We start from the raw sequence: 23395 nt of genomic DNA on the forward strand, positions 1-23395 counted from the left end.
TCACGTTCTAGCCTCACGTTCTAGTCTCACGTTCTAGTCGGTTTCTAATCGGTTGGGCCCGTACGCGCCCCGCGCTACCGTCGGCCCATGTCCTACCGCGAGATCGCCACCCGACCCGTCCTGACCTGGTCTCTTGTCGCGATCGGGGCCAGATCTCCGGTCGCCATGGCGCCGCTCGCGCTCGTGTTCCTGGTACGGGAACGGCCCGGCGGTTACGGCATCGGCGCCTTGCTCGCCGCCGTCTACGTCGTCGGTGAGGTCGTCGGCGCGCTGGCGCTCGGGCCGCGCCTCAAGGCACACCGGGCGCGGCCGCAGTTGGCCGTCGGGCTGGGGCTGGGGGCCGCCGCCTTCGGGGCGCTCGGGGTGTTCCAGGAGGGGCATCCGGTGCTGCTCGGCGTGTTCGCGGCGCTGGCCGGAGCTGCGCCGGGGGCGGCGCCCGGCGGGCTGCGGGCGCTGATGCTGGCGCTCGTACCGGACAAGTCGGCGACACAGGCAATGAGTTACGACACCGTCCTGACGTACGGGCTGTGGGCGGCCACTCCCGGTCTCGCCGCCGGGCTCGCGCTCAGCGTGGACCCGGCCGCGCCCGTGCTGCTCGGCGCCGTCCTCATGGCGGCGGGGGCGGCCGGACTGTGGGCGCTGCCGGCCGGGTGGCGCGAGGTGGCCGAGGACGACAGTGGCGACGGCAAGGACAAGAGTGGCGGGTCCTTGTTCCGGGCGCTGGGCGCCGCGTGGCCGGTGTACGTCACCGCGTCGGCCGCCATGGGGCTGCTCGCCCTCGCCGAACTGGTCCTGCCCGCCCTGCTGGAGGAGCGGGAGTACGCCGTGGGGTGGGCCGGGCCCATGCTCGCCGGGTACTCGCTGGCGGCCGCCGCGGGGGCGTTCGTCTACGGGCTGCGGTCCTGGCCGGGGCGGGTGCGCACGCAGAGCCTGGTGCTGCTGCTCGGGGTGACGACGTGCGTGGCGCTGGTCGCGGTGCTGACTGCCCTGGCCGCCATCGGCGCGGCGCTGCTCGCCGCGGGGCTCCTCATGTCCGGGGTGCAGGTCACCCGTACCCTCGCGCTGAAGGACGCCCTGCCCGCGCGCCACCTGGCCGCCGGGTTCTCGCTGATGTACGCGGCGGCGGCCCTCGGTTACGCGTCGAGTGCGGCACTGTCGGGCGTACTGCTCGCGGTGGCGTCACCGACGGCGGCGATCCTGGCGGGAGTCGGACTGACCCTCGCGCTGACGGCGGTGAGTGCGTTGGCGGAGTGGCGGGGGCGGTCGGCTTCAGCCGCTGCGGCTTCCGCCGGTGGAGCTTCCGCCGGTGGCCTGGAAAGTGCGGCGGTAGACGGTCGGCGGGACGCCGAGAGCCGCCTGTAGGTGCTGGCGGAGCGACGTCGCCGTACCGAAGCCGGCATCGCGGGCGACCTGGTCGATCGACAGGTCGCTGGATTCGAGGAGGTGCCGCGCCCGCTCCACGCGCTGCTGGGCCAGCCACTGACCGGGGCTGATCCCGGCCTCCTCGCGGAACCGGCGCGTGAACGTCCGTACCGACATCGATTCCTGCTCGGCCATGTCCCGCAGCTGGATCGGCTCGTGCAGGCGGGCCAGTGCCCACGCCCGCGCGGTCGTCGTGGTCGCCAGCTGGGGCTCCGGGACCGGGCGGTGGACGTACTGGGCCTGGCCGCCGTCCCGGTGCGGCGGTACGACGCTGCGGCGGGCCACGTCGTTGGCGATCCCGCTGCCGTGGTCGCGCCGCACGATGTGCAGGCACAGGTCGAGCCCGGCGGCGACCCCGGCAGAGGTCAGTACGTCGCCGTCGTCGATGAACAGGACGTCCGCGTCGACCCGCACGGAGGGGAAGAGGCGCTGGAAATGTTCGGCCGCCGACCAGTGGGTGGTGGCGGGGCGGCCGTCGAGGTAGCCCGCCGCGGCGAGGACGTAGCCGCCGGTGCAGATGGAGACCATGCGGGTGCCGGGGCGTACGAAGGCGAAAGCGGCCTTGAGGTCCTCGGTGAGCACGCCCTGGTCGTAGACGCGTCCGAGCTCGTACGAGGCGGGGATCACGATGGTGTCGGCCGTGGCCAGCGCCTCGGGGCCGTGCTCGACGTCGATGGAGAAGTCGGCGTCCGTACGGACCGGGCCGGGCGGCCGGACCGAACACGTCGCGATCTCGTAGAGGTGTCTGCCCGCCGCGTCTTTCGCAAGGCCGAAGATGCGGTGCGCGATGCCGAGTTCGAAGGGGAGCAGCCCGTCCAGTGCGAGGACGACTACGCGGTGCGGCACGGCGTACTCCTTGCTTGCTTGTCTTGTTCACTGGGGAATATTCGCTGGCTGGTATAGACCTCAAGCTGGTACATGTCTCGCTGTGATGGACAAGCGCCCAGCAGCCCAGGACATTCCCGAGACGGCATCACGCGAGCCGCGAGCGGTCCCCCGGTCGTCCCTCTGGAACCGTAACTTCCGGCTCTTCTTCGTGGCCCGTACGGTCGCGGTCTTCGGCGACGGCATGGTCCCCGTCGCCCTCGCCGCCGGCCTGCTCGGCGCCGGCCACCCCGGCTCGTCCGTCGGCTACGCCCTCGCCTCGTGGATCGGCCCCTTCGCGGTGCTGGTCCTCTTCGGCGGCGTACTCGCGGACCGCTTCACGCCCCGCCGGATGATGATCGTCGCGGACGCGCTGCGGCTGGTCGGCGCCTCGGTGCTCGCGGTCTCCTTCGCCGCCGGCGATCCGTCGGTGTGGGTGGTGTACGGGCTGAGCGCGGTCAGCGGCGTCGGCGCCGCGCTCTTCCAGCCCGGGGTCGCTTCGATCGTCCCGCGCATCGCGCACGACGTACAGCAGGCGAACGCCGTCCTGCGTGTCTGCGAGGCGCTCATGACCATGGCGGGCCCGGCCTTCGCGGGGCTCGTGGTCGGCCTTTCCGGTGGCGCGGGGGCGGGCGTGGGGGCCGGCGCGGTCTTCGCCGCGAACGCCGCGACCTTCGCGGTGAGCGGCATCTTCCTGTTCCTGCTGCGGCTGCCGCCGGTCGGCGACCCGGTGAAGCGCGGGTCGCTGGTGGCCGAACTGGTCGTCGGGTGGCACGAGTTCACGGCGCGCAGCTGGCTGTGGGGCGTGATCGCGATCTGGACGGTGTACGGACTGACCGTCGCCGGCCCGATGCTGCCCTTGACGGCGGTCCTGGTGACCGAGGCCCACGGTTCGGGGACGTACGGCGCGCTGATGGCGGTCAACGGCGCCGGCAGCGTCGCGGGCGGCCTGCTGGCACTGCGCCTGCGGCCGGGGCGGCCGCTGGCGGCGGGGGCGGTGGCGCTGCTCGGGGTGGTGGTGAACCTGCTGGTGCTGGGGCTCGGCATGCCCGTACTCGGGCTGGGAATCGGGCAGTTCGCCGGCGGTGCGGCCTTCGCGTTCTGGCTGGTGATGTGGTCGACGACGGTCCAGACGCACGTCCCGGCCGATGCGCTGAACCGCATGCACGCGTACGACGTGTCCGGATCGCTGCTGATGATGGCGGCGGGGCGGGCGCTGGCGGGTCCGGTGGCGGAGATGGCGGGCGCGGAGAAGGTGCTGCTGGCCGGGGTGGTGATCATGCTGGGGGTGGTCGGGGTGCTGCTGGGGGCGCGGCCGATCCGGGAGTTGAGGCGCGTGGCCTGAGCCCCAGGGAAGGCTCAGCGTGTCCCGACCGTGTCCCGATCCTTGCGAACCGTGGCCGCCGGGCCACTCGTCCGAGATCTCGACGGGCTCGAAGCTGAGTGACGTGACCCAGACAACCGAAGCCGCCACGCACGGCACCAACGGGCCAGCCACCGACGGGCCAGCCACCCGACCCCGTCGTCAGCCCCGCATCCCCCGCATCCACCGCGCGTGGTTCGTAGCGGTCGTGGCCTTTGTGACGATTATCGGCGGGGCCGCCTTCAACTCCCTGCCCGGCCTGCTGATCGACCCGCTGCACCGGGAGTTCGGCTGGTCGCGCGGTGAGATCGGGTTCGCCGTCTCCATCGACATGGCGCTGTACGGCCTGACCGCGCCGTTCGCCGCCGCCCTCATGGACCGCTTCGGTATGCGCAAGGTGGTGGTCGTGGCGCTGAGCATGGTCGCCGCGGGCGCCCTGCTGAGCGTCTGGATGACGGCCAGCTGGCAGCTGATGCTCTACTGGGGCCTGCTCGTCGGCCTCGGCACGGGATCGATGGCGCTGGCGTTCTCGGCGACGGTCACCAACCGCTGGTTCGTCGCCCGCCGGGGCCTGGTCACCGGCGTCCTCACGGCCGCCGGCGCGTCCGGCCAGCTGGTCTTCCTTCCGCTCTGTGCCTGGATCGTCCAGAACCACGGCTGGCGGCCCGCGTCCGTCACGGTCGCGCTCGCCGCGCTGGTCGTCGTCCCGTTCGTCTGGCTGCTGCTGCGCGACCACCCGGCGGACGTGGGACTGGCGCCGTACGGCGGGGAGTTCGTCCCGAAGCCGGCGCCTCAGACGGGCGCGGCGAAGCGGGCGGTCACGGTCCTCTTCGCGGCGGCGAAGACCGGCCCCTTCTGGCTGCTGGCGGGTACGTTCGCGATCTGCGGTGCCTCGACGAACGGTCTCGTCCGTACCCACTTCGTGCCCTCGGCCCACGACCACGGCATGCAGATCACGGCAGCCGCCTCACTGCTGGCCGTCATCGGCATCTTCGACGTCATCGGCACGATCGCCTCCGGCTGGCTCACCGACCGCTTCGACGCGCGCCGCCTGCTGGCCGTGTACTACGCGCTGCGGGGCGTATCCCTGCTCTTCCTGCCGATGCTGATGGCTCCGACCGTCCACCCGCCGATGATTCTCTTCATCGTCTTCTACGGGCTCGACTGGGTGGCCACGGTTCCGCCGACCCTCGCCCTGTGCCGTGAGCAGTACGGCGAGGACTCGGCGATCGTCTTCGGCTGGGTGCTGGCATCGCACCAGGTCGGAGCGGCGGTGGTCGCGTTCGCGGGCGGTGTGGCGCGGGATGTGTTCGACTCGTACGACGTCGTCTGGTACGCGGCGGGAGCGCTGTGCGCGGCGGCGGCGCTGATGTCCCTGGTGATCCGCAGGAAGCCCGCGTTTGCCGGGGAGGTCAAGCGCTGAAGCGGCCGAACCTGCCCCGGTGGAACAGCAGGGGCTCCCGCTCCCCCTCGTCGTCCGTGTCCGTCCCGCCCAGCGCCTCGACCCTGCCGACCACGATGAGGTGGTCACCGCCCGTGTGAACGGCCTGGATGCGGCAGTCGATCCAGGCAGGTACGGAGTCGAGCAGCGGCGACCCGGTGACGGGCGCCGGCCCGTACCCGACGCCGGCGAACTTGTCCGCCCCGCTCACCGCGAAACCGCGGCACAGGTCGCCCTGGTCCGCGCCGAGGATGTTGACGCAGAAGACGCCGGCGCGGGCGATGCGCGGCCAGGTCGTGGACGTACGGGCGACCATGAAGGTGACCAGGGGCGGGTTGAGGGAGAGGGAGGCGAAGGACTGGCAGGCGAAGCCGGCGGGCCGGTTGTCTTCCTCGGGGTTGGTGCTCGGTGCCGTGATGACGGCGACGCCGCTGGCGAAGTGGCCGAGTACGGAGCGGAATTCGGCCGGGTCGACCGGCAGCCGCTCGTCTTCCCCGACCGCACGCAGGTCGGGGCGCGGCAGCGCGTCGTAGGGCTCGGCGGCCGTTGAGGCGCCGACCGACCTGAGGTATCGGACGGCGGTGGCCGCCATCCCTGCGTGTCCCATCACGCCACCCATTGAAGCTGACGGTTCGTCAGATTGGAAGGGTACGGGCGGGCGAGTGCAACCCCCTGCCGGGGCACCGGCGTCAGAGGTGACGGGAGGGGTGCTGAATGAAGAATTGGCGCGGGGCGGCAGCGGTTTGGGGCGCGGCGCTGATCGCGGAGATGCTGGTCCTGGCCTCGGCCATGGCGCTGGTCGGGCCGCGTGCGAGCCCGTACGAGGGGGACTTCTGGGCGGCGCTGTCGGCTGTGCTGCGCGCGGGTGCGTGGGCGGGGGTGGTGGGGACGTCGGCGGTGCTCGGCGGGCTGTGGGTGGTGACAACTGGCGCCGGGTCCGGGTCCGGGTCCGGTAGGCCGTACCGGGGAGTGCTCGTCGTGTACGTCCCGGCCGTGGCGGCGGTCGGCGCGCTGCTGTGGCCGGCGTCGTACATGCCGTACGGCGGGGCCTGGGTGATTCTGTGCCTGGCCTTCGCTGTACCGGCCGCGGCGGCGAGTGCGGCGGCGGGGCGGATGCGGCGTGGGGGAGCGGTCGCGGTGGGGGTGGGGCTGGCCGGGCTGTCGTGGCTGGTGGTGCCGTTTGTGGAGGCGCTGTACGTGCCGCCGTACTTCACTTCCCGGGACTTCACCGGGAGCTGGATCGAGCCGGCCGTGGGTGACGGTGCGTTTCTCGTCGTACGCCCGGACGGGACGTACACGGTGCGCCGCGGCGACTGCCGCGAGCGCGGCACGTGGCACACCGCCGAGGGCCCGGACGAGCGGCTGACGCTGCGGATGCGGCGGGGCGGCGGGGCGGGGGCCGCGGGGTGCGTGCCGGGGGCGGGTCCGGTGCTGCGGACCGGGGGGCATTACGACTCGCCCACTGTGCGCTTCACTGCGGGCGACGGGGCGCAGGGCAGCAGGGCGGAGCTGGTGGTGTACCGGGACTGAGCTGAGCTACAGGCCTCGGTACTTGGGGGTACGCCGCTCCACGAAGCTCGCCACGCCCTCGTTGGCGTCCGCTGTCGTCATGTTGATCTCCTGGGCGGTCGCCTCGGCGGCGAAGGCGGTGGCCCGGTCGACGTCCAGGGAGGCGTTGACCAGTTGCTTGGCCAGGGTGATCGAGCGGGTCGGGCCACTCGCCAGCCGCTCGGCCCAGGCGCGGGCGGTGTCGGTCAGCTCGGCGTCCGGGACGACTCGGTTGACCAGTCCCAGCCGCTCGGCTTCGGCAGCCGGGACCGAGTCGCCGAAGAACATCAGCTCCTTCGCGCGCTGGGGGCCGATGAGCCGGGGGAGCAGGTACGCCCCACCGCCGTCCGGGACCAGGCCGCGTCGTACGAAGACTTCGATGAACTTGGCGGATTCGGCGGCCAGTACGAGGTCGCAGGCGAAGGCGAGGTGGGCTCCGATGCCGGCGGCGGTGCCGTTCACGGCGGCGATCACTGGTTTCTCGCAGTCCAGGACCGCGCTGATGAGCCGCTGGGCGCCGAGCCGGATCGTACGGGCGACGTCCCCGGCCACGCGCTCACCGCTGCCGGCCGACCCTCGCAGGTCCGCGCCGGCGCAGAAGCCTTTGCCGGTGGCGGTGATGACTACGGCGCGGACGGCGGGGTCGGCGGAGGCGGTGGTGAGGAGGGAGATTATGCGTTCGCGCTGGTCGTGGGTGATGGCGTTCATGGCGGTGGGGCGGTTGAGGGTGATCCATGAGACGCCGTTGTCGGTGGCGTGCGGTACGAGCGTGTCGACGGGCGGGTTGGTCGTCATGTGAGCGCTCCTGGTGGTGTGTTGGGCTGCGGTTCGTTGCCTGCGGCGCTGTCCCCGACCCGCCCCTTCCCGCAGTGACACTTTGCGGCTCCGCCGCGTGGGGACTCCGCCCCAGACCCCGGTCCTCAAGCGTCGGACGGGCTGGAGGGTGCCACTCACCCTTCACCGGCAAACCGCCAGCGCGTCCAGCGCCACCGCCCCCTGCCCCCGCGGCAGGATCATCAACGGGTTGATGTCCAGTTCCGACAGGTCGTCGCCCAGTTCCAGGGCCATCCGCTGGACCCGCAGCACCACCTCCACCAGCGCGTCCACATCCGCCGGCGGCGCCCCGCGCACGCCCTCCAGCAGCGCGTGCCCGCGCAGTTCGCCGAGCATGGCTCGCGCCTGGTCCTCGCCGAAGGGGGGTACGCGTACCGACGCGTCCCGCAGCACCTCCACCAGTACACCGCCCAGCCCCACCGTCACCGTCGGCCCGAACAAGGCGTCCTGTGTCACGCCGACCATCATCTCGACGCCCCGCTCCACCATCTGGCACACCAGGACGCCGTCCAGCTTGATCCCCTCGTACCGCGCGATGTCCGTCAGCTCGCGGTACGCGTCGCGGATCTGGCTGGCGGAGGTCAGGCCGACCTTCACCAGGCCCAGCTCGCTCTTGTGCGCGAGCCGCGGGCCGGACGCCTTCATCACCACCGGGTAGCCGACGAGCCCCGCCGCCCGTACGGCCGCCGCCGCACTCGTCACCAGCTGCTCGCGCGGTACGCGGATGCCGTACGCCCGCAGCAGCTGCTTCGCCGCGTGCTCGCTCAGCTGCTCGCCGGGGCGCATCAGCGCCTGCGCCTTCCGGAAGGAGGGGGACGGGGTGCGCGGCGCGTCGTCGAAGGGGGAGCGGTAGGAGGCGGTGAAGCGGTGGTGGGCGAGGTAGGCGCGTACCGCCGAGATGCAGTTCCCGAAGGTACGGAAGGTGGCCACGCGCGACGACCCGAGCAGCGTTTCGCGGTACGCCGCCTCCGTCCCGACCGGCGACCCCCACACCACGCACACCAGCTTGTCCGTCGCCTCGGCCGCCGCCGCCAGGTCTTCGGCCAGTTTGTCGCTCATGGGAGGGAACGGACCCGTGATCGGGCAGATCAGGACCCCGACCCCCGGGTCCGCCAGTATCGCGTCGATGATCTTGCGGCCGCGCCAGTCGCCGACCGGGTGGCCGCCGTTGTCGACGGGATTCGCCACGCTCAGGTAGTCGGGTATCCACTCGTGCAGCTCGGCCTGCTTGGCCGCCGACAGCTCCGGCAGCCGCAGCCCCGCCGCCGTCGCCAGGTCGGCGAAGTGCGCGCCCGTACCGCCCGAGATCGAGTAGACGACGACCCCGTCGGCCACCGGTTTGCGCGCCCGCGCCAAGAGGGCCGCTGTGTCCTGGAGTTCGTCCAGGCCGTCCACCCGGATCACCCCGAACTGCCGCATCGCCGCGTCCACCACCTCGTCCGCGCCGGTCAGCTTGCCGGTGTGTGAGGCTGCCGTACGGGCGCCCCTCTCCGTACGCCCCACCTTGACCGCGACGACCGGCACCCCCGCCTGCGCGGCCCGGTCGGCGGCGAGCAGGAAGGAACGGCCGTCCTTGAGGCCCTCGACGTAACAGGCGATGGCGCCGACCTCCGGCTGCTGGGCGAAGTACGAGATGAAGTCCGCCGTCTCCAGGTCGGCCTCGTTGCCGGTCGGCGCCCAGTGGGAGAGGCGGATGCCGAGTTCCTGGAGGGCGTGGAGCGGGCGGCCCTGGTGGCCGGACTGGGTGATCAGGGCTATGGCGGGCCCGGCGAGGTCGTCGCGGAAGCGTTCGAAGGCGTTGAGGTTGGTGTTCGGGCCGAGCAGCCGTACGCCGGACCGCTCCACCGCGGCGGCCAGCCGCGTCTGGGCGGCCGCGCCGGCCTCGCCCGTCTCGGCGAAACCGGAGGCGAAGGCGACGGCGAACTTCACCTTCGCCTCGCCCAGCTCCCCGACCACCGGGACGGGGTCGGCGACCAGCAGCACCGCCAGATCGACCTGCTCGGGCAGGTCACGGACGGAGGGGACGCAGGGCAGTCCGAAGACGGACTCGCGCGTGGGATGGACGGGGTGCAGCCGGGCGCCGACCCGCTCGGCCCAGGCGATCAGCTGGCGCGTGATCCCGGTGTTGGGCCTGCCGTCGGCGTCGGACGCGCCGACTACGGCCACCGATTCGGGCCGGAAGAACCGGTCGAGGTCGGGGACCGACGCGTACAGCGGCCGGCCGCTGACATCGAGGTCCCCGGCCGCGGTGGCGGTGGGGGTCGCCGTGTCGTGGACGGCGGCGTGCGGAACCTCCCCGCAGGCCACCACGCGGGCGCGGAGATCGGTGGTCAGGGTGCCGTGGGTAGATCCAAGCATGTCTCAGCCCGCTCCTGCTCGTCGGCCGACGTAACGTAACTGACGCGTAGTCAGATTACTGAACTGACGGCTCGTCAGGAACAGTCCGGCGGGCAAAGCCTCCCGCTCCCTCCCGTCAGTCGTCCAGGGCGGGCAGCTCCATCCGGCTCAGGCGGTCGCGGTCGGCGAGGATGTTGATCTCGACGATCTTCCCGTCCCTGATGGTGAAGTCCTTGACATCCTCCCTCTCGTGAACGAGGGGGATTCCTCACTTCGCAGTGAGGGTTTCCTGCTTCGCAGCAGGTTGCCCCGTCCGGGAGGTCTCCCGTTGAGGTCTTACACCCGCTCCACAGGCTGTAACCGCCAGTCCGGCGGCCAGAATGTTGCATGCCGCGTTCACGTCGCGGTCATGCGTGGTACCGCATTCGCACGTCCATTCACGGACGTGCAGCGGCAGTTTCTCTCGGATGGTGCCGCATGCGGAGCAGAGCTTGGTGGAGGGGAACCAGCGGTCGATGGTGACCAGGTTCCTTCCGTACCAGGTGCACTTGTACTCCAGCATGGAGCGCATGTCGGTCCAGGCCGCGTCCGAAATGGCCCGGGCGAGACTTTTGTTCTTGACCATGTTGCGGACGGTCAGGTCCTCGATCACGATCGTTTGGTTTTCACGAACGAGCCGAGTGGTCAGCTGGTGCAGGAAGTCCCGGCGCCGGTCGGCGATCCGGGCGTGGATCTTGGCGACTTTGATGCGGGCCTTGTCCCGGTTGCGGGAGCCCTTCTCCTTCTTCGCCACGGCCCGCTGGGCCTTGGCCAGACGGGCGCGGTCTCGCCGTTCGTGCCGGGGGTTGGTGACCTTCTCGCCGGTGGAGAGCGTCACGAGGCTGGTGATTCCGGCGTCGATCCCGACCGCGGTGTCCAGTGCCGGCAGGGGCTTGACGGATGCGTCTTCGCACAGCATGGAGACGAACCAGCGGCCCGCGCTGTCCTGGGACACGGTCACCGTGGACGGCTCCGCCCCCTCGGGCAGAGGGCGGGACCATACGATTGCGAGTGGGTTCTTCATTTTCGCGAGCGTGAGCGCACCGTCGCGGTATGTGAACGCCGACTTGGTGTACTCCGCAGAGCGGCGGGTTTTCTTCTTCGATTTGAACCGGGGGTATTTTGCCCGGCCCTCGAAGAAGTTGGAGAACGCGCCTTGCAGATGCCGCAGCGTCTGCTGCAGCGGCACGGACGACACCTCGCGGAGAAAGGCCAGCTCTTCGGTCTTCTTCCACTGCGTGAGCATCGCCGAGGTGGCGTTGTAGTTCACCCGTTCCTGACGCTGGAACCATGCCACCGTGCGGGCGTCGAGCGCCAGGTTGTAGACCTTGCGGACACACCCGAACGTACGCGACAGCTCCGCCGCCTGCTCGTTCGTGGGGTGAAAGCGGAACTTGAACGCCCGCTTCACCAGCTCGGTCTTCACATCTCACTAACTGCCAGGCCCGTTAATAGGACACGGAAAGCCAGAACGGGTGCACACCGAGACTCCGCCGCTTCACGGCTCCGGGCCAAGGATGCGTTTCCTCCTCGAGCTGAAGCACGGGGTACCCACGCAAGGAGATTGGGATGGCGAACTTCTTCAACCGCCTGAACGCCACCACGAAGCAGGTGCCGGGAGCTGGTTGGTAGGCGGGCCGCCGCGGCGACTGCTCAGCGGCCGGCCCGGTCGGTGGCCCGGTTCGTGGACGCGATCTTCTTGGCGATCTTCGCTGCGTCGATGGCCAGTTCGCGGAACATGCCGCTGATCGGGTTGGTGTACCCCGTGAAATACAGGCCCGGAGCCTTCGGTGGTGTGCGCGCGCCGTGCGCCATCGGGCGGCCCCTGCCGTCCAGTACGCCGAGGTGGCCCACCAGGCCGTCCAGCGAGCGTCGGTAACCGGTCGCCGCGATCACCGCCTGCGGCGAGATCCGGGTGCCGTCCGCCAGTACGACCTCGTCCTCGTCGAAGCACTCGACCGCCGCCACCGGCTCCACCGTGCCCCGCTTCACCGCGTCGACGAACCCGACGTCCTGGACCGGGATCGCGCCGTCCCTGACCCGGGAGTACAGCCCGGTGCCGGGACGCGGCAGGCCGTGCGCCGAGAGGTCCGGGATCGCGATCCGGGCCATCAGGGCACCGGCCCGGTCCACCAGCCGCACCGGCAGGCGGCGTACGAGAATGCCGGTGCGCTGCGCGGGCCAGCCCGCCGTCGAGCGGCGCACGATGTGCGGGACGGTGCGCACGGCCAGGCGTACGCGCGACGCACCGCCCTCCACCAGGTCCACCGCGATCTCCGTACCCGTGTTGCCCGTGCCGACGATCAGGACGTCCTTGCCTTCGTACGGGCGCGGGTTGCGGTAGTGGCGGGCGTGCGTCAGTTCGCCGGTGTACGTGTCCCGGCCCGGCCACTCGGGGACGTGCGGCGTGTGGTTGTAGCCGGTGGCGACCACGACCGCCGAGCCGGTGAGCTGCCGGCCGCCGGTGGCGTGCAGCAGCCAGCTGTTGTCGTCGTCGGACGTGGGCTCGATACGGGTTACCTCGACCCCCGTGACGATCTCCAGCTCGTGGAACTCGGCGTACCTCTCGAGGTACCGGACCACGTTGTCCCGCGACACCCACCGCCCGAACGCGCGCGGCATCGCCAGGCCCGGCAGGCCCGACAGGCGTCGCGTGGTGTGCAGGTGCAGCCGGTCGTAGTGGCCGCGCCAGGACGCCCCGACGGCGTCGGACTTCTCCAGTACGACAGCGTGTACGCCCTGCTCGCGCAAGGCCGCCGCGGCGGCGAGTCCACCCGGACCGCCACCTATGACGTAGACGGGGTGGTGCCGGTCGGTAGTGGTATTGGCCATGATTCGTCAGCGTAATGACGAAAGTTGTTGATGGGTCTCGGTCAAGACCGAAATCGGTTGCGAATCGGTCACGGACAGTTGTCGGGTCGTACCTCTTGCGCGCGGTCTGTCTCATCAGCTGAACTGACGTACCGTCAGAAAGTGGATGAGGGGGAGGCGCGGAATGCAGAGCATCTGGCTCGGCGGCGCGGAGTGGCTGGCCGTGCTGCGCATCGGCCTCGGACTGTGGTGGCTGGAGAGCTGGCGCCACAAGGACAAGAAGGGCTGGTTCGAGCGCGGTACGGGCATCGCCTGGGCGGCGGACGTCGCCGGAAAGCACAGGTGGCTGGCGGTGAAGCGCGGCTTCGAGGCGGTTGTCGCGCCGCGCCCCAAGGTGATGGCGTACATCGTCGTGTACGCCGAACTGGCCCTGGGGGTGGGGCTGGTCGTCGGGTTCCTGACTCCGATCGCCCTGGCCGCCGGTCTCCTGTTGAACCTGCTCTACCTCGTGCTGATGATCCACGACTGGGCCGAGCAGGGCCAGAACGCCATGATGGCGCTGATCTCGCTCGTCGCGCTCTTCGCCATGTCCTGGCAGACCTGGTCCCTCGACCACGCGATCGGGCTCTTCTGATGAGCGCTGCCAACCCGGCGGTCCCCGAAATCGACGCGTTCACGCGCCCCTACTGGGACGCCGCCGCCGAGGGCCGCCTGCTCCTGCGCCGCTGCCGCGCCTGCGCCACGCCGCACCACTACCCGCGCGAGTTCTGCCCGTACTGCTGGAGCGAGGATGTCGACTGGGAGCGGGCGAGCGGCCGGGCCACGCTCTACACCTGGTCGGTCGTCCACCGCAACGACCTGCCGCCCTTCGGCGCCCGCGTCCCGTACGTCGCGGCGGTCGTCGACCTCGCGGAGGGGCCGCGCATGATGACGGAGGTCGTCGACTGCGCGGAGGCGGATCTGCGGATCGGCATGGAGCTGGCGGTCGGTTTTCGGGAGGAGGGTACGCACGCGGTGCCGGTCTTCCGGCCCGCCGGGGACGCTTAGCGCGAGGCCTTAGCGCGAGGCCCGTATCCCGCCGCTCACGGCCAGAGCAGCTCCCGCGACCACTGCCCGCCGCCGTCCCGCCGGTAGCGCAGCCGCACGTGCCGGCGCTTGCCGTCCCCCTGGAAGAACTCCACCTCGGTAGGCTCGACGACGTACAGCGTCCAGGTCGGTACGTCGGCCTCCGGATCGGCCTGCGCCCGCTCCCACGCGGCCTCCGATGCCCTGACCAACTCCCCGTACCGCGGCAGGACTTCGCTTTGCCGCCCGACCAGCGCGGAGGCGAGCGCACCCGTCGACCGTGCGTGGAGGTCCGCCAGGCTCTCCTCGCGCGTCCCGGTCGTCACCGCGCCCCTGACCCGCACCTGCCGGCCCTGCGCCGCCCAGTAGAAGCCGAGCGCGGCGTGCGGGTGCGCGGCCAGCTGGCGGCCCTTCGCGCTGGTGGAGTGGGACGCGAAGTGCCAGCCACGGTGGTCCGCGTCGTGCAGCATCAGCGTTCGTACGTCGGGGAGTCCGTCCTCGTCGACGGTCGCCAGGCTCATCGTGTGCGGCTCGGGTTGCTCGGCGGCGACGGCCTCGGCGAACCACTGGTGGAAGAGGGGCAGTGGGGCGGGGGGTGCGGCGGCGAGGTCGAAGGCGGGGAGTTCGGTGTCCCAGACGCGCTGGGAGTGGAGCAGGTCTTGGAAGGTCATCCCGCCATCTCACACCATCGCGCGTTTGGACGTCCGCGCGTTTTGTATGTCCCTACGTGCGCCGCTACGTGCGCCCCAGCACCAGCGTCCCCGACGAGCAGAACCAGCCGCCCGTCCCCGACGCCACCGCCAGCTCCGGCAGCCCGCCGTCCGCTCTGCGGACCTGTCCCTCGCCCGCCTCGCCGCGCAACTGCCGTACCGCTTCCACCAGCAGGAACAGGCCCCGCATGCCGGGGTGGCAGGCGGACAGGCCGCCGCCGTCGGTGTTCACCGGGAGCGCGCCGTCGCGGAGCAGCCGGCCTTTCTCGACGAACGCGCCGCCTTCGCCCTTCGCGCAGAAACCGAGATCTTCGAGCGTCACGAGGGTCATGTAGGTGAAGGCGTCGTAGATCTCGGCGAGGTCGATGTCCGTGGGGCGTACGCCTGCCCGCTCGAAGGCCAGGCGGCCGGAGGTCGCGGCCGGGGAGACCGTGAAGTCGTCCCACTCGGACATGGTGGTGTGGGACACGGCGGTCCCGGCGCCGAGCACCCAGACCGGGGCCTTTGCCGCATCCGGTACGTAATCCTCCGCCACCATCAGCACCGCGCAGCCGCCGTCGCTGCGGATGCAGCAGTGCAGCTTGGTGAAGGGGTCGGCGATCAACGGGCCGGAGAGTACGTCGTCGGTCGTTATCGGGTCGCGGAACATCGCGTCGGGGTTCGTCGCGGCGTTCGCCCGGGCCTGGACGGCTACCTCGGCGAGCTGCTCCAGGGTCGTGCCGTACTCGTGCATGTGGCGGCGGGCGGCCATCGCGTACTTGGCGACGAGGGTGTGCCCGTACGGGACCTCGAACTGCAGCGGGCCGCGCGCGCCGAAGGAGAGGTTCGCGGTGCGGCGCCGCGCCTTGATGTCGGCGCGGGCGGTCGAGCCGTACACCAGAAGTACGGCGTTGGCGTGGCCGGCGGCTATCGCGTCGGCGGCGTGTGCGGCCATGACTTCCCAGGTGGCGCCGCCGACGCTGGTCGAGTCGACCCAGGTGGGGCGCAGCCCGAGGTACTCGGCGACCTCGATCGGCGCGAGCGTGCCGAGGCCGGCCGACGCGAAGCCGTCGATGACGGACCGGTCGAGGCCGGAGTCGGCGAGGGCGCGGCGGGCGGCCTGTGCGTGCAGGGCGTAGGGGGTGGCGTCGTCGACGCGTCCGCAGTCGGAGAGGGCTGTGCCGACGATGGCTACCTTGCGGGTGGGGTGGGTTGGCAGCATGAAACTGACGGTACATCAGGTGTGGGTTGGGTGCGGCCGAATCCAGCCCGTCCGGCGTTTGAGGACACGCCCGTAGGGCGTCTGTGTGGTCTGGGGTCTGCGGCTTGCCCAAAGCCATCGCCCGCACCCGCCGCACGCCCCTGTGCATCTCGCGGACACACCCCTAACATGACGGCCCGTCAGACGGAGATACGGAGGGAGTTCCATGGACGCCGCCTTCACCGTGGAGCAGGACGAGATCCGCCGCACGCTGCGCGAACTGCTGGCCAAGCGATGTGGTCCCGACGAGGTGAAGTCGGCCGTGCGGACCACTGCCGGGTACGACCCCGACCTCTGGCGGCAGCTCGCCGAACAGATCGGGCTGCCCGGCCTCGCCCTCCCCGCCGCCTACGGCGGAGTCGGCTGCGGGACCGTCGAACTCGCCCTCGCCTGCGAGGAAACGGGGCGGGCCCTGTTGCCGTCCCCGCTGCTCGCCACCGCCGTGCTCGCCGCACCGCTGATCGCCGCGCTCGGTACGGACGCCCAGCGCGCCGACCTGCTCCCGCCCGTGGCCGACGGCACGCTGACCGCCACCCTCGCCGTCCCCGGCAGCGGCCTCTCCGCCGCGCTCGCCCTCACCGGCGACAACGCCGCCGGTGAGTGGGCGGGCGGTGGCCGGTCCGGCGGCGTACAGGCCCGGCGTACGGCTGCGGACGAGCGCGACGGAAGCTGGACGCTGTACGGGGAAGCCGAGCAGGTGCTCGACGGGCACAGCGCCGGCCTGCTGCTCGTCGCCGCGCACACGGGCGGCTTCGCCCGCAGCCGCACCCTGCTGTTTCTCGTACGGGCCGACGCGCCGGGGCTGGTCCGCGTACGGCAGACCGCCCTGGACGAGACCCGACCCCAGGCGCGCATCCAATTGCGGGATGTGGGAGGGGAGTTGCTGGGGGCTGACTACGCTGCCGATGTGCCTGCCGCGCTGTCGGAAGCCGGGCGTACCGCCGCCGTCATGCTCGCCGCCGAGGCGGTCGGGGCAGCCTCGCACGCGCTGGAGCGAACCGTCGATTACGTCAAGACGCGCGAGCAGTTCGGGCGCGCGATCGGCTCCTTCCAGGCGGTCAAGCACCGGCTGGCGGACCTGTACGTACAGGTCCAGGCCGCACGCTCGGCGGCGTACTACGCGGCCTGGGACCCGGCCACCGGGGGCCTCGCGCTCGCGCACGCCGTCGAGGCGCTGCGTGCGACCGCGGGGGAGGCCGTCCAGATGCACGGCGGGATCGGATTCACGTGGGAGCACGACGCGCACCTGTACTTCAAGCGGGCGGCGTCGGACGAGCTGCTGTTCGGCCCCGTCCACCGCCTGCGCGACCACGCGGCGCAGGTAGCGGGGCTTTTCGGTACTTTCGATACTTCTGGCACTTCCGGTACTTCCGGTGCGAAGCAAGGGGTGACGGCCTGATGCCGCCGCCCGGAGTACGGCTCATGCAGAGGGTGTCCTCGACCCGCGCCTTCGCCCGGATCGCCCCGCACTTCGTCCCCGCCATGGACCGCGCCGTCCACCGCCTGACCCGCGGCAAGGTGATGCTGAGCGCCCAGATGCTGCCGGGCGTGATCCTCACGGTGAAGGGCGCCAGGAGCGGCCTGCCGCGCACCACACCGCTGGCCTGCATGCCGGAGGACGGCGGCAGGTGGATTCTCATCGGGAGCAACTTCGGCCGGCCGGGGCATCCCGCCTGGACAGCCAATCTCATGAAGCACCCGGACGCCAGTATCAGCTGGCGGGGCAAGGACATCGAGGTCAGGGCGCGGCGGCTGGAGGGTGCCGAGCGGGAGGAGGCGTGGCGGGCGGTGCTGAAGTTCTGGCCGCCGTACGCGACGTACCAGGCGAGAGTGGAGCGGGAGATCCGGCTTTTTCGGCTGGAGGAGCGGCGTAGCCGCTGATAAATGCCACAGCGGCGGACCGGTGTGGGGCCGCCGCTGCGTAGACAGGACTGGGTCGGGTGGGAGTTGGAAGTTGGGAGTTGGGGGCGCGGGGCCTACTTCGTCGGCTTCTTGCCGGTGATGCCCAAGTGCACCAACAGGGCGAGGTTCGGGCGCAGTTCGGTCTGCTTCACGCCCCAGGTCTGGAAGCCCTTCTGGTGCGAGGCCACCGCGGCCAGCATCGCGACGAGCGAGCCGGCCATCGCGGCGGGGCTGATGTCCTTGTCGACCTTGCCCTTGGCCTGGAGCTCCTTCACGGTGTCCGTAAGGGAGTTGGTCACGGAGTTCAGGATCTTCATGCGGATCTTGTAGAACCGCTTGTCGCCCTCCGCGGCGCCAAGGTCGACCACCCGGAGGATGGCGTCGTTTTTGCGCCAGAAGTCGAGGAAGCCCTCGACGAGTTCTTCGGAGGTGGCCCAGCCGGCCTTGCCGACCCAGGAGCGGCCGGAGACAAGTTCGGTCAACCCGGCGCCCTCCTTTGCCATTTCTTCCGCGATTTCGAGGACGGCGCCCTCCACATCAGGGAAGTACTGGTAGAACGTCGCGGGTGAAGTCCCCGCCTTCCGGGCCACATCGATGACTTTGACGTCGCGGTAGGGCGAGGAGCTGAGCATCTCGCTGAGGCAGTCGAGCAGCTTCTGCCGCGTCGCCTGACCGCGTCGTCCGGCCACGCGGCCGTCGACGGTGCGTACTTGTCCTGTCATGCCGTCAGCTTACCGAGGGGTGATCGGAGCGCGATTCGGCCGACTGCAAATGGGGAACCGGCCAGATGTCCCGGCCCGCTCCTGTGTGCCGCCACCCTGCTGACCGCCTCGTACTCGAATAGTCTTATCAACAGCCTGTGGACAACTTCGGTGGACAACCCAGTCCCGCCATGGCGTGATGCCCCGATAATGAATCAATTGTTCGATTCTTCTCCGCTGCGCGGAGCGCGGTGGCCCGTTAGCTTGATTGTGACGGGCGCCACAGCTCGCCCATGCCCTGCGCGACGGAAGGAGCCGGGCTCATGGCCGTATACGCGGAAGGCATGCCGTGCTGGGTGGATGTGACGCTGGCTGACGTCGAAGCGGGCAAGCGCTTTTACGGTGGGCTGTTCGGCTGGACTTTTGAGGACCCCGGCATCGACGACCGGGCCAGAACGCGATGGTCGGGGCGGGCCGGGGGGCAGGCCACGTTCGTCAACGCCCTCAGTGGCGGCAAGAAGGTCGCCGCCCTCGCGCCCAAACTCGACGGCCGCATGCCCACCGCCTGGGGCGTCTACTTCGCCACCGATGACGCCGCGGCGCTGGCCCGCAAGATCAGGGACGCGGGCGGCCAGCTGGTGACGGACCCGCTGCCCGTGCCCCCGCTCGGCACGATGGCTGTGGCCGCCGACCCCGGCGGCGCGGTCTTCGGCATCTGGCAGGCGGGCAGCCAGGCCGGTTTCGAGAAGCGGGACCAGCCCGGCTCCTTCTGCTGGACCGAGGTCTACGCGCGCGACAAGGACCGGACCGACCCCTTCTACGAGACGGTCTTCGGCTTCCAGGGTTTCGACCTCGACCTCGACGAACCGGGCCAGGACTTCAGAATGTGGTCCCCGGCGGGTGCCGAGCCCGGCCCCGATGCCGCCATCGGGGGCCGCAGCGTCATGGGGGACGCCTTCCCGGTCGAGATGCCCGACCACTTCTTGGTCTATTTCGTGGTCGACGACTGTGACGGGGCTGTGTCGAAGGCGGTCGAACTCGGCGGCCGGGTCCAGGCGCAGCCCTTCGACACGCCCTACGGCCGGATCGCGGTGCTCACCGACAACCAGGGGGCCACGTTCGCTGTGCTGGCTGAATTGGCGGAGTCTGCTGAGTCTGCCGGGACGGCGGGGACCGCCGAGACCGCCGAGACCGCCGGGACCGGCGAGACAGCTGACGCGGTTGAGCCGGCCGAGACGGTTGAGCCGGCTGAGACCGCTGCGACCGCTGAGGCGGCGAAGACCGCCGAGCCGGGGGAGTCGGCCGACAGGGCTGCGACCGCCGAGGCGGGTGAGACCGCTGCACCGGCTGCACCGGCTGCACCGGCGGAGTCGGCTGCACCGGCGGAGTCGGCCGCACCGGCGCGGTCCGCCGACTCGGCCGAGGTGGCCGACTCGGCCGACTCCGCCGAAGTGGCCGAAACTGGCGAGGTTGCCGAGCGGCCCGAGCCCGACCGGCCCCGCGAAACCGGGACGTAGCAGGTCATCAGCGACATTACGCGCCTGCGTCACCTGTCCGAATCCGGGTGAGACACCCCGGTCCGCCCCCGGGTTCGCCACCACCGCCTCCGACAGGAAGAATCAGGGTGCGCACCGCTGGGTGGTGCCCAGTGGTGAGACGCTTCACGGGGCTGTGTTCACGGCCTCGTACGGGGAGGTGGCAGGCAAGTTATGGAGCAGCTGACGCAGCATGACCCGCGGCGGATCGGCCCGTTCGAGGTACTGGCCCGGCTCGGGGCCGGCGGCATGGGGCTGGTCTATCTCGCGCGGTCGGCGTCCGGCCGGCGCGTGGCGATCAAGACGGTAAGGACCGAGCTCGCCGAGGACCAGCTGTTCCGCGTCCGCTTCACGCGCGAGGTGGAGGCGGCGCGGGCCGTCAGCGGCTTCTACACGGCCGCCGTCGTGGACGCCGATCCGCGGGCGGCGGTGCCGTGGCTGGCCACGGCGTATGTACCCGCGCCTTCCCTCGAAGAAATAGTGAATGAATGCGGGCCGATGCCGGCCCAGGCGGTGCGCTGGCTGGCGGCGGGCATTGCCGAGGCGCTCCAGTCCATCCACGGGGCGGGCCTGGTCCACCGCGACCTCAAGCCGTCGAACGTCCTGGTGGTGGAGGACGGACCGCGCGTCATCGACTTCGGCATCGCGTCGGGCGTCTCGAACACCCGGCTGACCATGACCAACGTCGCCGTCGGTACGCCGGCCTACATGTCCCCCGAGCAGGCGCGCGACTCGCGCAGCGTGACCGGCGCCAGCGACATCTTCTCGCTCGGTTCGACGCTGGTCTTCGCGGCGACCGGGCATGCGCCCTTCCACGGCGCGAACCCGGTCGAGACCGTCTTCATGCTGCTGCGGGAAGGCCCCGACGTCGAAGGGCTGCCCGACGAGCTGCGCCCGCTGATCGAGTCGTGCATGCAGATGGAGGCGGTACGGCGCCCCAGCCCGGCCGACCTCCAGGCGCAGCTCTCGCCGCACCTCTTCGACTCCGGCGAGGACGACAGCGGTACGGCGTCGGCCTGGCTGCCGGCACGGGCCACAGCGATGATCGAGCAGCGGCGGGGCGGACGTCCCGCGCTGCCGTCCACGCCGAGTACGCCGCCGGCCCGGGCGCACTCCACGCCGCCGAGGCCGCCGGGCCCGCCGCCGTTCGCCCCGGTGGCGTCACGGTCGCAGGCCGCAGCAGCCGCGCCTCCGGCGTACCCGGATGGGCGCGCTCCGCAAGGCGCCCACGCCGGCCGTGCGGCGCAAGGCGCCCAGGGTGCCCACGGCGCCCAGGGCGGCCCTCAGGGAGCCCACGCCGGACAGGCCGGTGACCATGCCGCCCACGCCCCGCAGCATGCCGCCGTACGCCTGCCCGGGGCGAAGGTGCCGATCGGCCCAGGTCCGCGCGTGCTCGACGGCCGGACCGCCGCAGCCATTCACGTGCCCGGCGAGCAGGCCACGGGGTGGATCCGGCCCCCGGCCGGGGTGAGTGCCTCCCCGAACGGCGCGGATGCCCACGCCGGCGTCGTACCTCCGCCTTCCACCGCCCCGCCGCCCCCCGCCATTCCGCCGCCCGCACAGTCGGCGGACGGCGCGGGGCCGTCCGGGGGATGGCGGCCGTGGCGGTTCCGGATGTCCAACGACGTGTGGGGCACACCGGCCGTAGCGGGCGATCTCGTCTACGTCACCTCCTTCGAGGTGCACGCCCTCGACGTGGCCAGCGGCCGGCGACAGTTCAAGACGCGTGACGTCGCCTGGGCGATGGCGGTCGAGGGCGGGCGTATCCACGCCTCCGACGGCCCCACGCTGTACGCCCTCGACGCGGCCGACGGCCAGGAGCGCTGGCGGCTCCAGACCGACGCGTGGGTGTACTCCCTCAAGGCCCACCGCGGCACGGTCGTGACCGGCACGCGGGGCGGCGGCATCCAGGCCTGGGAGGCGTCCAACGGCCAGAAGCTGTGGGAACTCACCGGCGCGCAGAGCGACTTCGAGACCCCGGAGGCCGGTCCCGCCGTACACGACGACACGGTGTACGTGTGGAAGGACGCGCGGCTGCGCGCGCTGGACGCGCGTACCGGCATGGAGCGCTGGTCGTACCCGATCGGCGACGCGGCATCCTGCGGGGGAGTCCCGCTGCGGCTGACGTCGGCGCCGGACGGCTATGTGTACGTCGCCGCCGGGACCCGGGTCCTCGCCATCGACGCGGCCGGCGGCCATGTGCGGTGGCACTTCGAGTCCCCCGCGGTCTTCCTGAGCCCGCCCGCCTTCGCACCGGGTCCGGCCGTCACGGGCGGTGGCATCTACCTCGCCGACTACCTCGGCACGGTGTACGCCCTGGACGCCTCCACCGGCAAGGACCGCTGGCGCATCGCCACCGAGTCCCGCCAGTCCATCGAGCCGGTGCTCGTCGCCGCGGGCAACATCCACGTGGGCAGCGGCAGCGCGCTCTACACCCTGGACGCGGTGACGGGCACGCCGAAGTGGCGCTTCGCGGCGGGCGGCGAGGTGGTCGGCGCGCCGGTCGTCTCCGACGGCCGTGTGCACTTCGGCTCGGCCGACCACTGCCTGTACACGCTGGATGCGAGCGGCGGGCAACTGCGCTGGAAGCTCGCGACGGGCGGCGAGATCACCGGGTCGCCGGTGGCACAGGGTGGTGTGGTGTACGCGTGCAGCAAGGACCGGTGTGTGTACGCCCTGGACGCGGTGAAGGGCACGGCGACGGGCCGGTCGTAGGGGTCGTGGGTCGTTTTGAGGTCGACCGGCCCGCGTAGGGGTCGTTTTGAGGTCGACCGGCCCGTCGCCGGTCAGGGGCGGTACCGGTCAGGGGCGGTACGGCGACGGGCCCGGCCGGTCGTCCCGGCCGTCCCACCCGTCCCGGTCGTCCCGGCCGCGCGGCGGCGGATACCCGCCCTGGCCGCGCGGCGGCGGATACCCGCCCTGGCCGCGCGGCGGCGGATACCTGGGGAAGGGCTCTTCCTCTTCTCGTCCTGGTCGTCCTGGCTCTTCTCGTACGGGCTCGTGCTCCTCCCCCGGTACGGGCTCGCGCCGCCGGTGTTTGTTGCCGTCCACGCGATGCCTGTGCCGCTGCCCGCGCCCGAGCATCACGGCGGCGGCCAGCAGCAGGAGTGCGCCGCCCGCGAGTGCGTAGGCGACGCCGACGTTCAGGCCGGTGCCGTCGTTGTTGACCGCGAGGCTTCCCTGCGCCTGGCCCACACGGACCATCCAGAAGATCGTGAACCCGAGCACGACGACCCCGGCGAGGGCGACCGCCGGCCGGGATCTCAGCAGCAGCCCGATCAGGGCCACCAGGGCGGCGAAGGCGAAGGGCAGCAGGAGGGATCCCACCAGCCCGGCCTTGCTCTCCGTAATGCCGCTGAACAGATCACCGATGCGGTAGTCGCGCCCGAGACGGCCGTCGTACCAGGCACGGAAGGGGCTCAGAACGGCGGCCGTCGCTCCAACGAGAGCCAGGACCCAGCCGAGGACACTGCGCAACATCGGCGGCCTCCTTCCGGTGGCTCTGGATCACGACGCTACGCCCACCGTGCGGCGGTTGCCAGTCACAGAAGGGGGGCGGCCGGTGAACGGGCCCGGGCCAGAT

General features: G+C 71.4%; 19 protein-coding genes and 1 pseudogene. 10 read left to right on the forward strand and 10 right to left on the reverse strand.

What is annotated here, in order from left to right; genetic code table 11:
* Positions 1 to 87 precede the first annotated feature (87 nt).
* On the forward strand, positions 88 to 1362 hold the full coding sequence (locus tag ABZX79_RS10345; protein ID WP_355254190.1) for an MFS transporter: 1275 nt from the start codon (positions 88 to 90) through the stop codon (positions 1360 to 1362).
* Here ABZX79_RS10345 and ABZX79_RS10350 read toward each other — a convergent pair.
* On the reverse strand, positions 1270 to 2268 hold the full coding sequence (locus tag ABZX79_RS10350) for a helix-turn-helix domain-containing protein (protein ID WP_355254192.1): 999 nt from the start codon (positions 2266 to 2268) through the stop codon (positions 1270 to 1272). The genes ABZX79_RS10345 and ABZX79_RS10350 overlap by 93 nt on opposite strands.
* Positions 2269 to 2353: 85 nt before the next feature.
* On the opposite strand from ABZX79_RS10350, the gene ABZX79_RS10355 reads away from it, so the two are divergent.
* Complete coding sequence (locus ABZX79_RS10355; RefSeq protein WP_355254194.1) at positions 2354 to 3631, forward strand: MFS transporter; 1278 nt, start codon at positions 2354 to 2356, stop codon at positions 3629 to 3631.
* 190 nt (positions 3632 to 3821) lie between these two features.
* The gene (locus tag ABZX79_RS10360) at positions 3822 to 5072 is read left to right on the forward strand and encodes an MFS transporter (protein WP_355254312.1); all 1251 of its coding nucleotides are present in this window, start codon (positions 3822 to 3824) and stop codon (positions 5070 to 5072) included.
* On the opposite strand, the gene ABZX79_RS10365 is transcribed toward ABZX79_RS10360, so the two are convergent.
* Entirely contained in the window at positions 5062 to 5682 is a 621-nt protein-coding gene (locus ABZX79_RS10365; RefSeq protein WP_355254314.1) for a flavin reductase family protein, read from the reverse strand. The two genes, ABZX79_RS10360 and ABZX79_RS10365, sit on opposite strands and share 11 nt — an antisense overlap.
* Positions 5683 to 5804: 122 nt before the next feature.
* Here ABZX79_RS10365 and ABZX79_RS10370 point away from each other — a divergent pair, with 122 nt between their 5' ends.
* A complete protein-coding gene (locus tag ABZX79_RS10370; protein ID WP_355254196.1) occupies positions 5805 to 6620 on the forward strand; it encodes a hypothetical protein in 816 nt (271 codons plus the stop codon).
* 6 nt (positions 6621 to 6626) lie between these two features.
* Here ABZX79_RS10370 and ABZX79_RS10375 read toward each other — a convergent pair whose 3' ends face one another.
* The 4 genes from ABZX79_RS10375 to ABZX79_RS10390 all read right to left on the reverse strand — a co-directional run bounded on the left by ABZX79_RS10375 (position 6627) and on the right by ABZX79_RS10390 (position 12680).
* The gene (locus tag ABZX79_RS10375; protein ID WP_355254198.1) at positions 6627 to 7433 is read right to left on the reverse strand and encodes an enoyl-CoA hydratase-related protein; all 807 of its coding nucleotides are present in this window, start codon (positions 7431 to 7433) and stop codon (positions 6627 to 6629) included.
* Positions 7434 to 7595: 162 nt separating this feature from the next.
* Positions 7596 to 9830, reverse strand: a complete 2235-nt coding sequence (locus tag ABZX79_RS10380) for an acetate--CoA ligase family protein (RefSeq protein WP_355254200.1) — start codon at positions 9828 to 9830, stop codon at positions 7596 to 7598.
* A 247-nt stretch (positions 9831 to 10077) separates the two neighbouring features.
* A complete protein-coding gene (locus ABZX79_RS10385; RefSeq protein ID WP_355254202.1) occupies positions 10078 to 11274 on the reverse strand; it encodes an RNA-guided endonuclease TnpB family protein in 1197 nt (398 codons plus the stop codon).
* A 227-nt stretch (positions 11275 to 11501) separates the two neighbouring features.
* Positions 11502 to 12680, reverse strand: coding sequence for an NAD(P)/FAD-dependent oxidoreductase (locus ABZX79_RS10390; RefSeq protein WP_355254204.1), 1179 nt, complete (start codon positions 12678 to 12680; stop codon positions 11502 to 11504).
* Positions 12681 to 12843: 163 nt separating this feature from the next.
* Between ABZX79_RS10390 and ABZX79_RS10395 the strand changes: the two genes are divergently transcribed.
* Both ABZX79_RS10395 and ABZX79_RS10400 read left to right on the forward strand, forming a co-directional pair.
* Positions 12844 to 13293, forward strand: a complete 450-nt coding sequence (locus tag ABZX79_RS10395; RefSeq protein WP_355254206.1) for a DoxX family membrane protein — start codon at positions 12844 to 12846, stop codon at positions 13291 to 13293.
* On the forward strand, positions 13293 to 13706 hold the full coding sequence (locus ABZX79_RS10400) for a Zn-ribbon domain-containing OB-fold protein (protein ID WP_355254208.1): 414 nt from the start codon (positions 13293 to 13295) through the stop codon (positions 13704 to 13706). The genes ABZX79_RS10395 and ABZX79_RS10400 overlap by 1 nt, the downstream gene beginning before the upstream one ends.
* A gap of 35 nt (positions 13707 to 13741) precedes the next feature.
* On the opposite strand, the gene ABZX79_RS10405 is transcribed toward ABZX79_RS10400, so the two are convergent.
* Both ABZX79_RS10405 and ABZX79_RS10410 read right to left on the reverse strand, forming a co-directional pair.
* On the reverse strand, positions 13742 to 14395 hold the full coding sequence (locus tag ABZX79_RS10405) for a pyridoxal 5'-phosphate synthase (RefSeq protein WP_355254210.1): 654 nt from the start codon (positions 14393 to 14395) through the stop codon (positions 13742 to 13744).
* Between the two features lie 64 nt (positions 14396 to 14459).
* Positions 14460 to 15635, reverse strand: a complete 1176-nt coding sequence (locus ABZX79_RS10410; RefSeq protein ID WP_355254212.1) for an acetyl-CoA acetyltransferase — start codon at positions 15633 to 15635, stop codon at positions 14460 to 14462.
* A gap of 205 nt (positions 15636 to 15840) precedes the next feature.
* Here ABZX79_RS10410 and ABZX79_RS10415 point away from each other — a divergent pair, with 205 nt between their 5' ends.
* Together ABZX79_RS10415 and ABZX79_RS10420 are read left to right on the forward strand one after the other, a co-directional pair.
* Positions 15841 to 17073, forward strand: coding sequence for an acyl-CoA dehydrogenase family protein (locus ABZX79_RS10415; protein WP_355254214.1), 1233 nt, complete (start codon positions 15841 to 15843; stop codon positions 17071 to 17073).
* On the forward strand, positions 17073 to 17555 hold the full coding sequence (locus ABZX79_RS10420) for a nitroreductase family deazaflavin-dependent oxidoreductase (protein WP_355254216.1): 483 nt from the start codon (positions 17073 to 17075) through the stop codon (positions 17553 to 17555). Before ABZX79_RS10415 ends, ABZX79_RS10420 begins: the two co-directional genes overlap by 1 nt.
* A 95-nt stretch (positions 17556 to 17650) precedes the next feature.
* Here ABZX79_RS10420 and ABZX79_RS10425 read toward each other — a convergent pair whose 3' ends face one another.
* A complete protein-coding gene (locus ABZX79_RS10425; RefSeq protein WP_355254218.1) occupies positions 17651 to 18298 on the reverse strand; it encodes a TetR family transcriptional regulator in 648 nt (215 codons plus the stop codon).
* A gap of 302 nt (positions 18299 to 18600) precedes the next feature.
* On the opposite strand from ABZX79_RS10425, the pseudogene ABZX79_RS10430 reads away from it, so the two are divergent.
* Positions 18601 to 19407 (forward strand): annotated as a pseudogene (locus ABZX79_RS10430) (VOC family protein); the annotation flags it as partial.
* A gap of 579 nt (positions 19408 to 19986) precedes the next feature.
* Positions 19987 to 22527 (forward strand): PQQ-binding-like beta-propeller repeat protein, encoded by a 2541-nt coding sequence (locus ABZX79_RS10435; protein ID WP_355254221.1) that lies wholly within the window; start codon positions 19987 to 19989, stop codon positions 22525 to 22527.
* 87 nt (positions 22528 to 22614) lie between these two features.
* On the opposite strand, the gene ABZX79_RS10440 is transcribed toward ABZX79_RS10435, so the two are convergent.
* The gene (locus tag ABZX79_RS10440) at positions 22615 to 23292 is read right to left on the reverse strand and encodes a hypothetical protein (protein WP_355254223.1); all 678 of its coding nucleotides are present in this window, start codon (positions 23290 to 23292) and stop codon (positions 22615 to 22617) included.
* Between the last annotated feature and the right edge of the window lie 103 nt (positions 23293 to 23395).

This window comes from Streptomyces sp. NPDC002994, assembly GCF_040611155.1.
In the GTDB taxonomy this organism is placed as follows: Bacteria; Actinomycetota; Actinomycetes; order Streptomycetales; family Streptomycetaceae; genus Streptomyces.

What these genes read in the sequence shown, in the direction of transcription:
- ABZX79_RS10390 (WP_355254204.1), bottom strand. Translation starts at nt 12,680, where the DNA reads ATGGCCAATACCACTACCGACCGGCACCACCCCGTCTACGTCATAGGT.
- ABZX79_RS10400 (WP_355254208.1), top strand. Translation starts at nt 13,293, where the DNA reads ATGAGCGCTGCCAACCCGGCGGTCCCCGAAATCGACGCGTTCACGCGC.
- ABZX79_RS10395 (WP_355254206.1), top strand. Translation starts at nt 12,844, where the DNA reads ATGCAGAGCATCTGGCTCGGCGGCGCGGAGTGGCTGGCCGTGCTGCGC.
- ABZX79_RS10345 (WP_355254190.1), top strand. Translation starts at nt 88, where the DNA reads ATGTCCTACCGCGAGATCGCCACCCGACCCGTCCTGACCTGGTCTCTT.
- ABZX79_RS10380 (WP_355254200.1), bottom strand. Translation starts at nt 9,830, where the DNA reads ATGCTTGGATCTACCCACGGCACCCTGACCACCGATCTCCGCGCCCGC.
- ABZX79_RS10435 (WP_355254221.1), top strand. Translation starts at nt 19,987, where the DNA reads ATGGAGCAGCTGACGCAGCATGACCCGCGGCGGATCGGCCCGTTCGAG.
- ABZX79_RS10375 (WP_355254198.1), bottom strand. Translation starts at nt 7,433, where the DNA reads ATGACGACCAACCCGCCCGTCGACACGCTCGTACCGCACGCCACCGAC.
- ABZX79_RS10370 (WP_355254196.1), top strand. Translation starts at nt 5,805, where the DNA reads ATGAAGAATTGGCGCGGGGCGGCAGCGGTTTGGGGCGCGGCGCTGATC.
- ABZX79_RS10405 (WP_355254210.1), bottom strand. Translation starts at nt 14,395, where the DNA reads ATGACCTTCCAAGACCTGCTCCACTCCCAGCGCGTCTGGGACACCGAA.
- ABZX79_RS10355 (WP_355254194.1), top strand. Translation starts at nt 2,354, where the DNA reads ATGGACAAGCGCCCAGCAGCCCAGGACATTCCCGAGACGGCATCACGC.
- ABZX79_RS10415 (WP_355254214.1), top strand. Translation starts at nt 15,841, where the DNA reads ATGGACGCCGCCTTCACCGTGGAGCAGGACGAGATCCGCCGCACGCTG.
- ABZX79_RS10425 (WP_355254218.1), bottom strand. Translation starts at nt 18,298, where the DNA reads ATGACAGGACAAGTACGCACCGTCGACGGCCGCGTGGCCGGACGACGC.
- ABZX79_RS10440 (WP_355254223.1), bottom strand. Translation starts at nt 23,292, where the DNA reads ATGTTGCGCAGTGTCCTCGGCTGGGTCCTGGCTCTCGTTGGAGCGACG.
- ABZX79_RS10365 (WP_355254314.1), bottom strand. Translation starts at nt 5,682, where the DNA reads ATGGCGGCCACCGCCGTCCGATACCTCAGGTCGGTCGGCGCCTCAACG.
- ABZX79_RS10420 (WP_355254216.1), top strand. Translation starts at nt 17,073, where the DNA reads ATGCCGCCGCCCGGAGTACGGCTCATGCAGAGGGTGTCCTCGACCCGC.
- ABZX79_RS10410 (WP_355254212.1), bottom strand. Translation starts at nt 15,635, where the DNA reads ATGCTGCCAACCCACCCCACCCGCAAGGTAGCCATCGTCGGCACAGCC.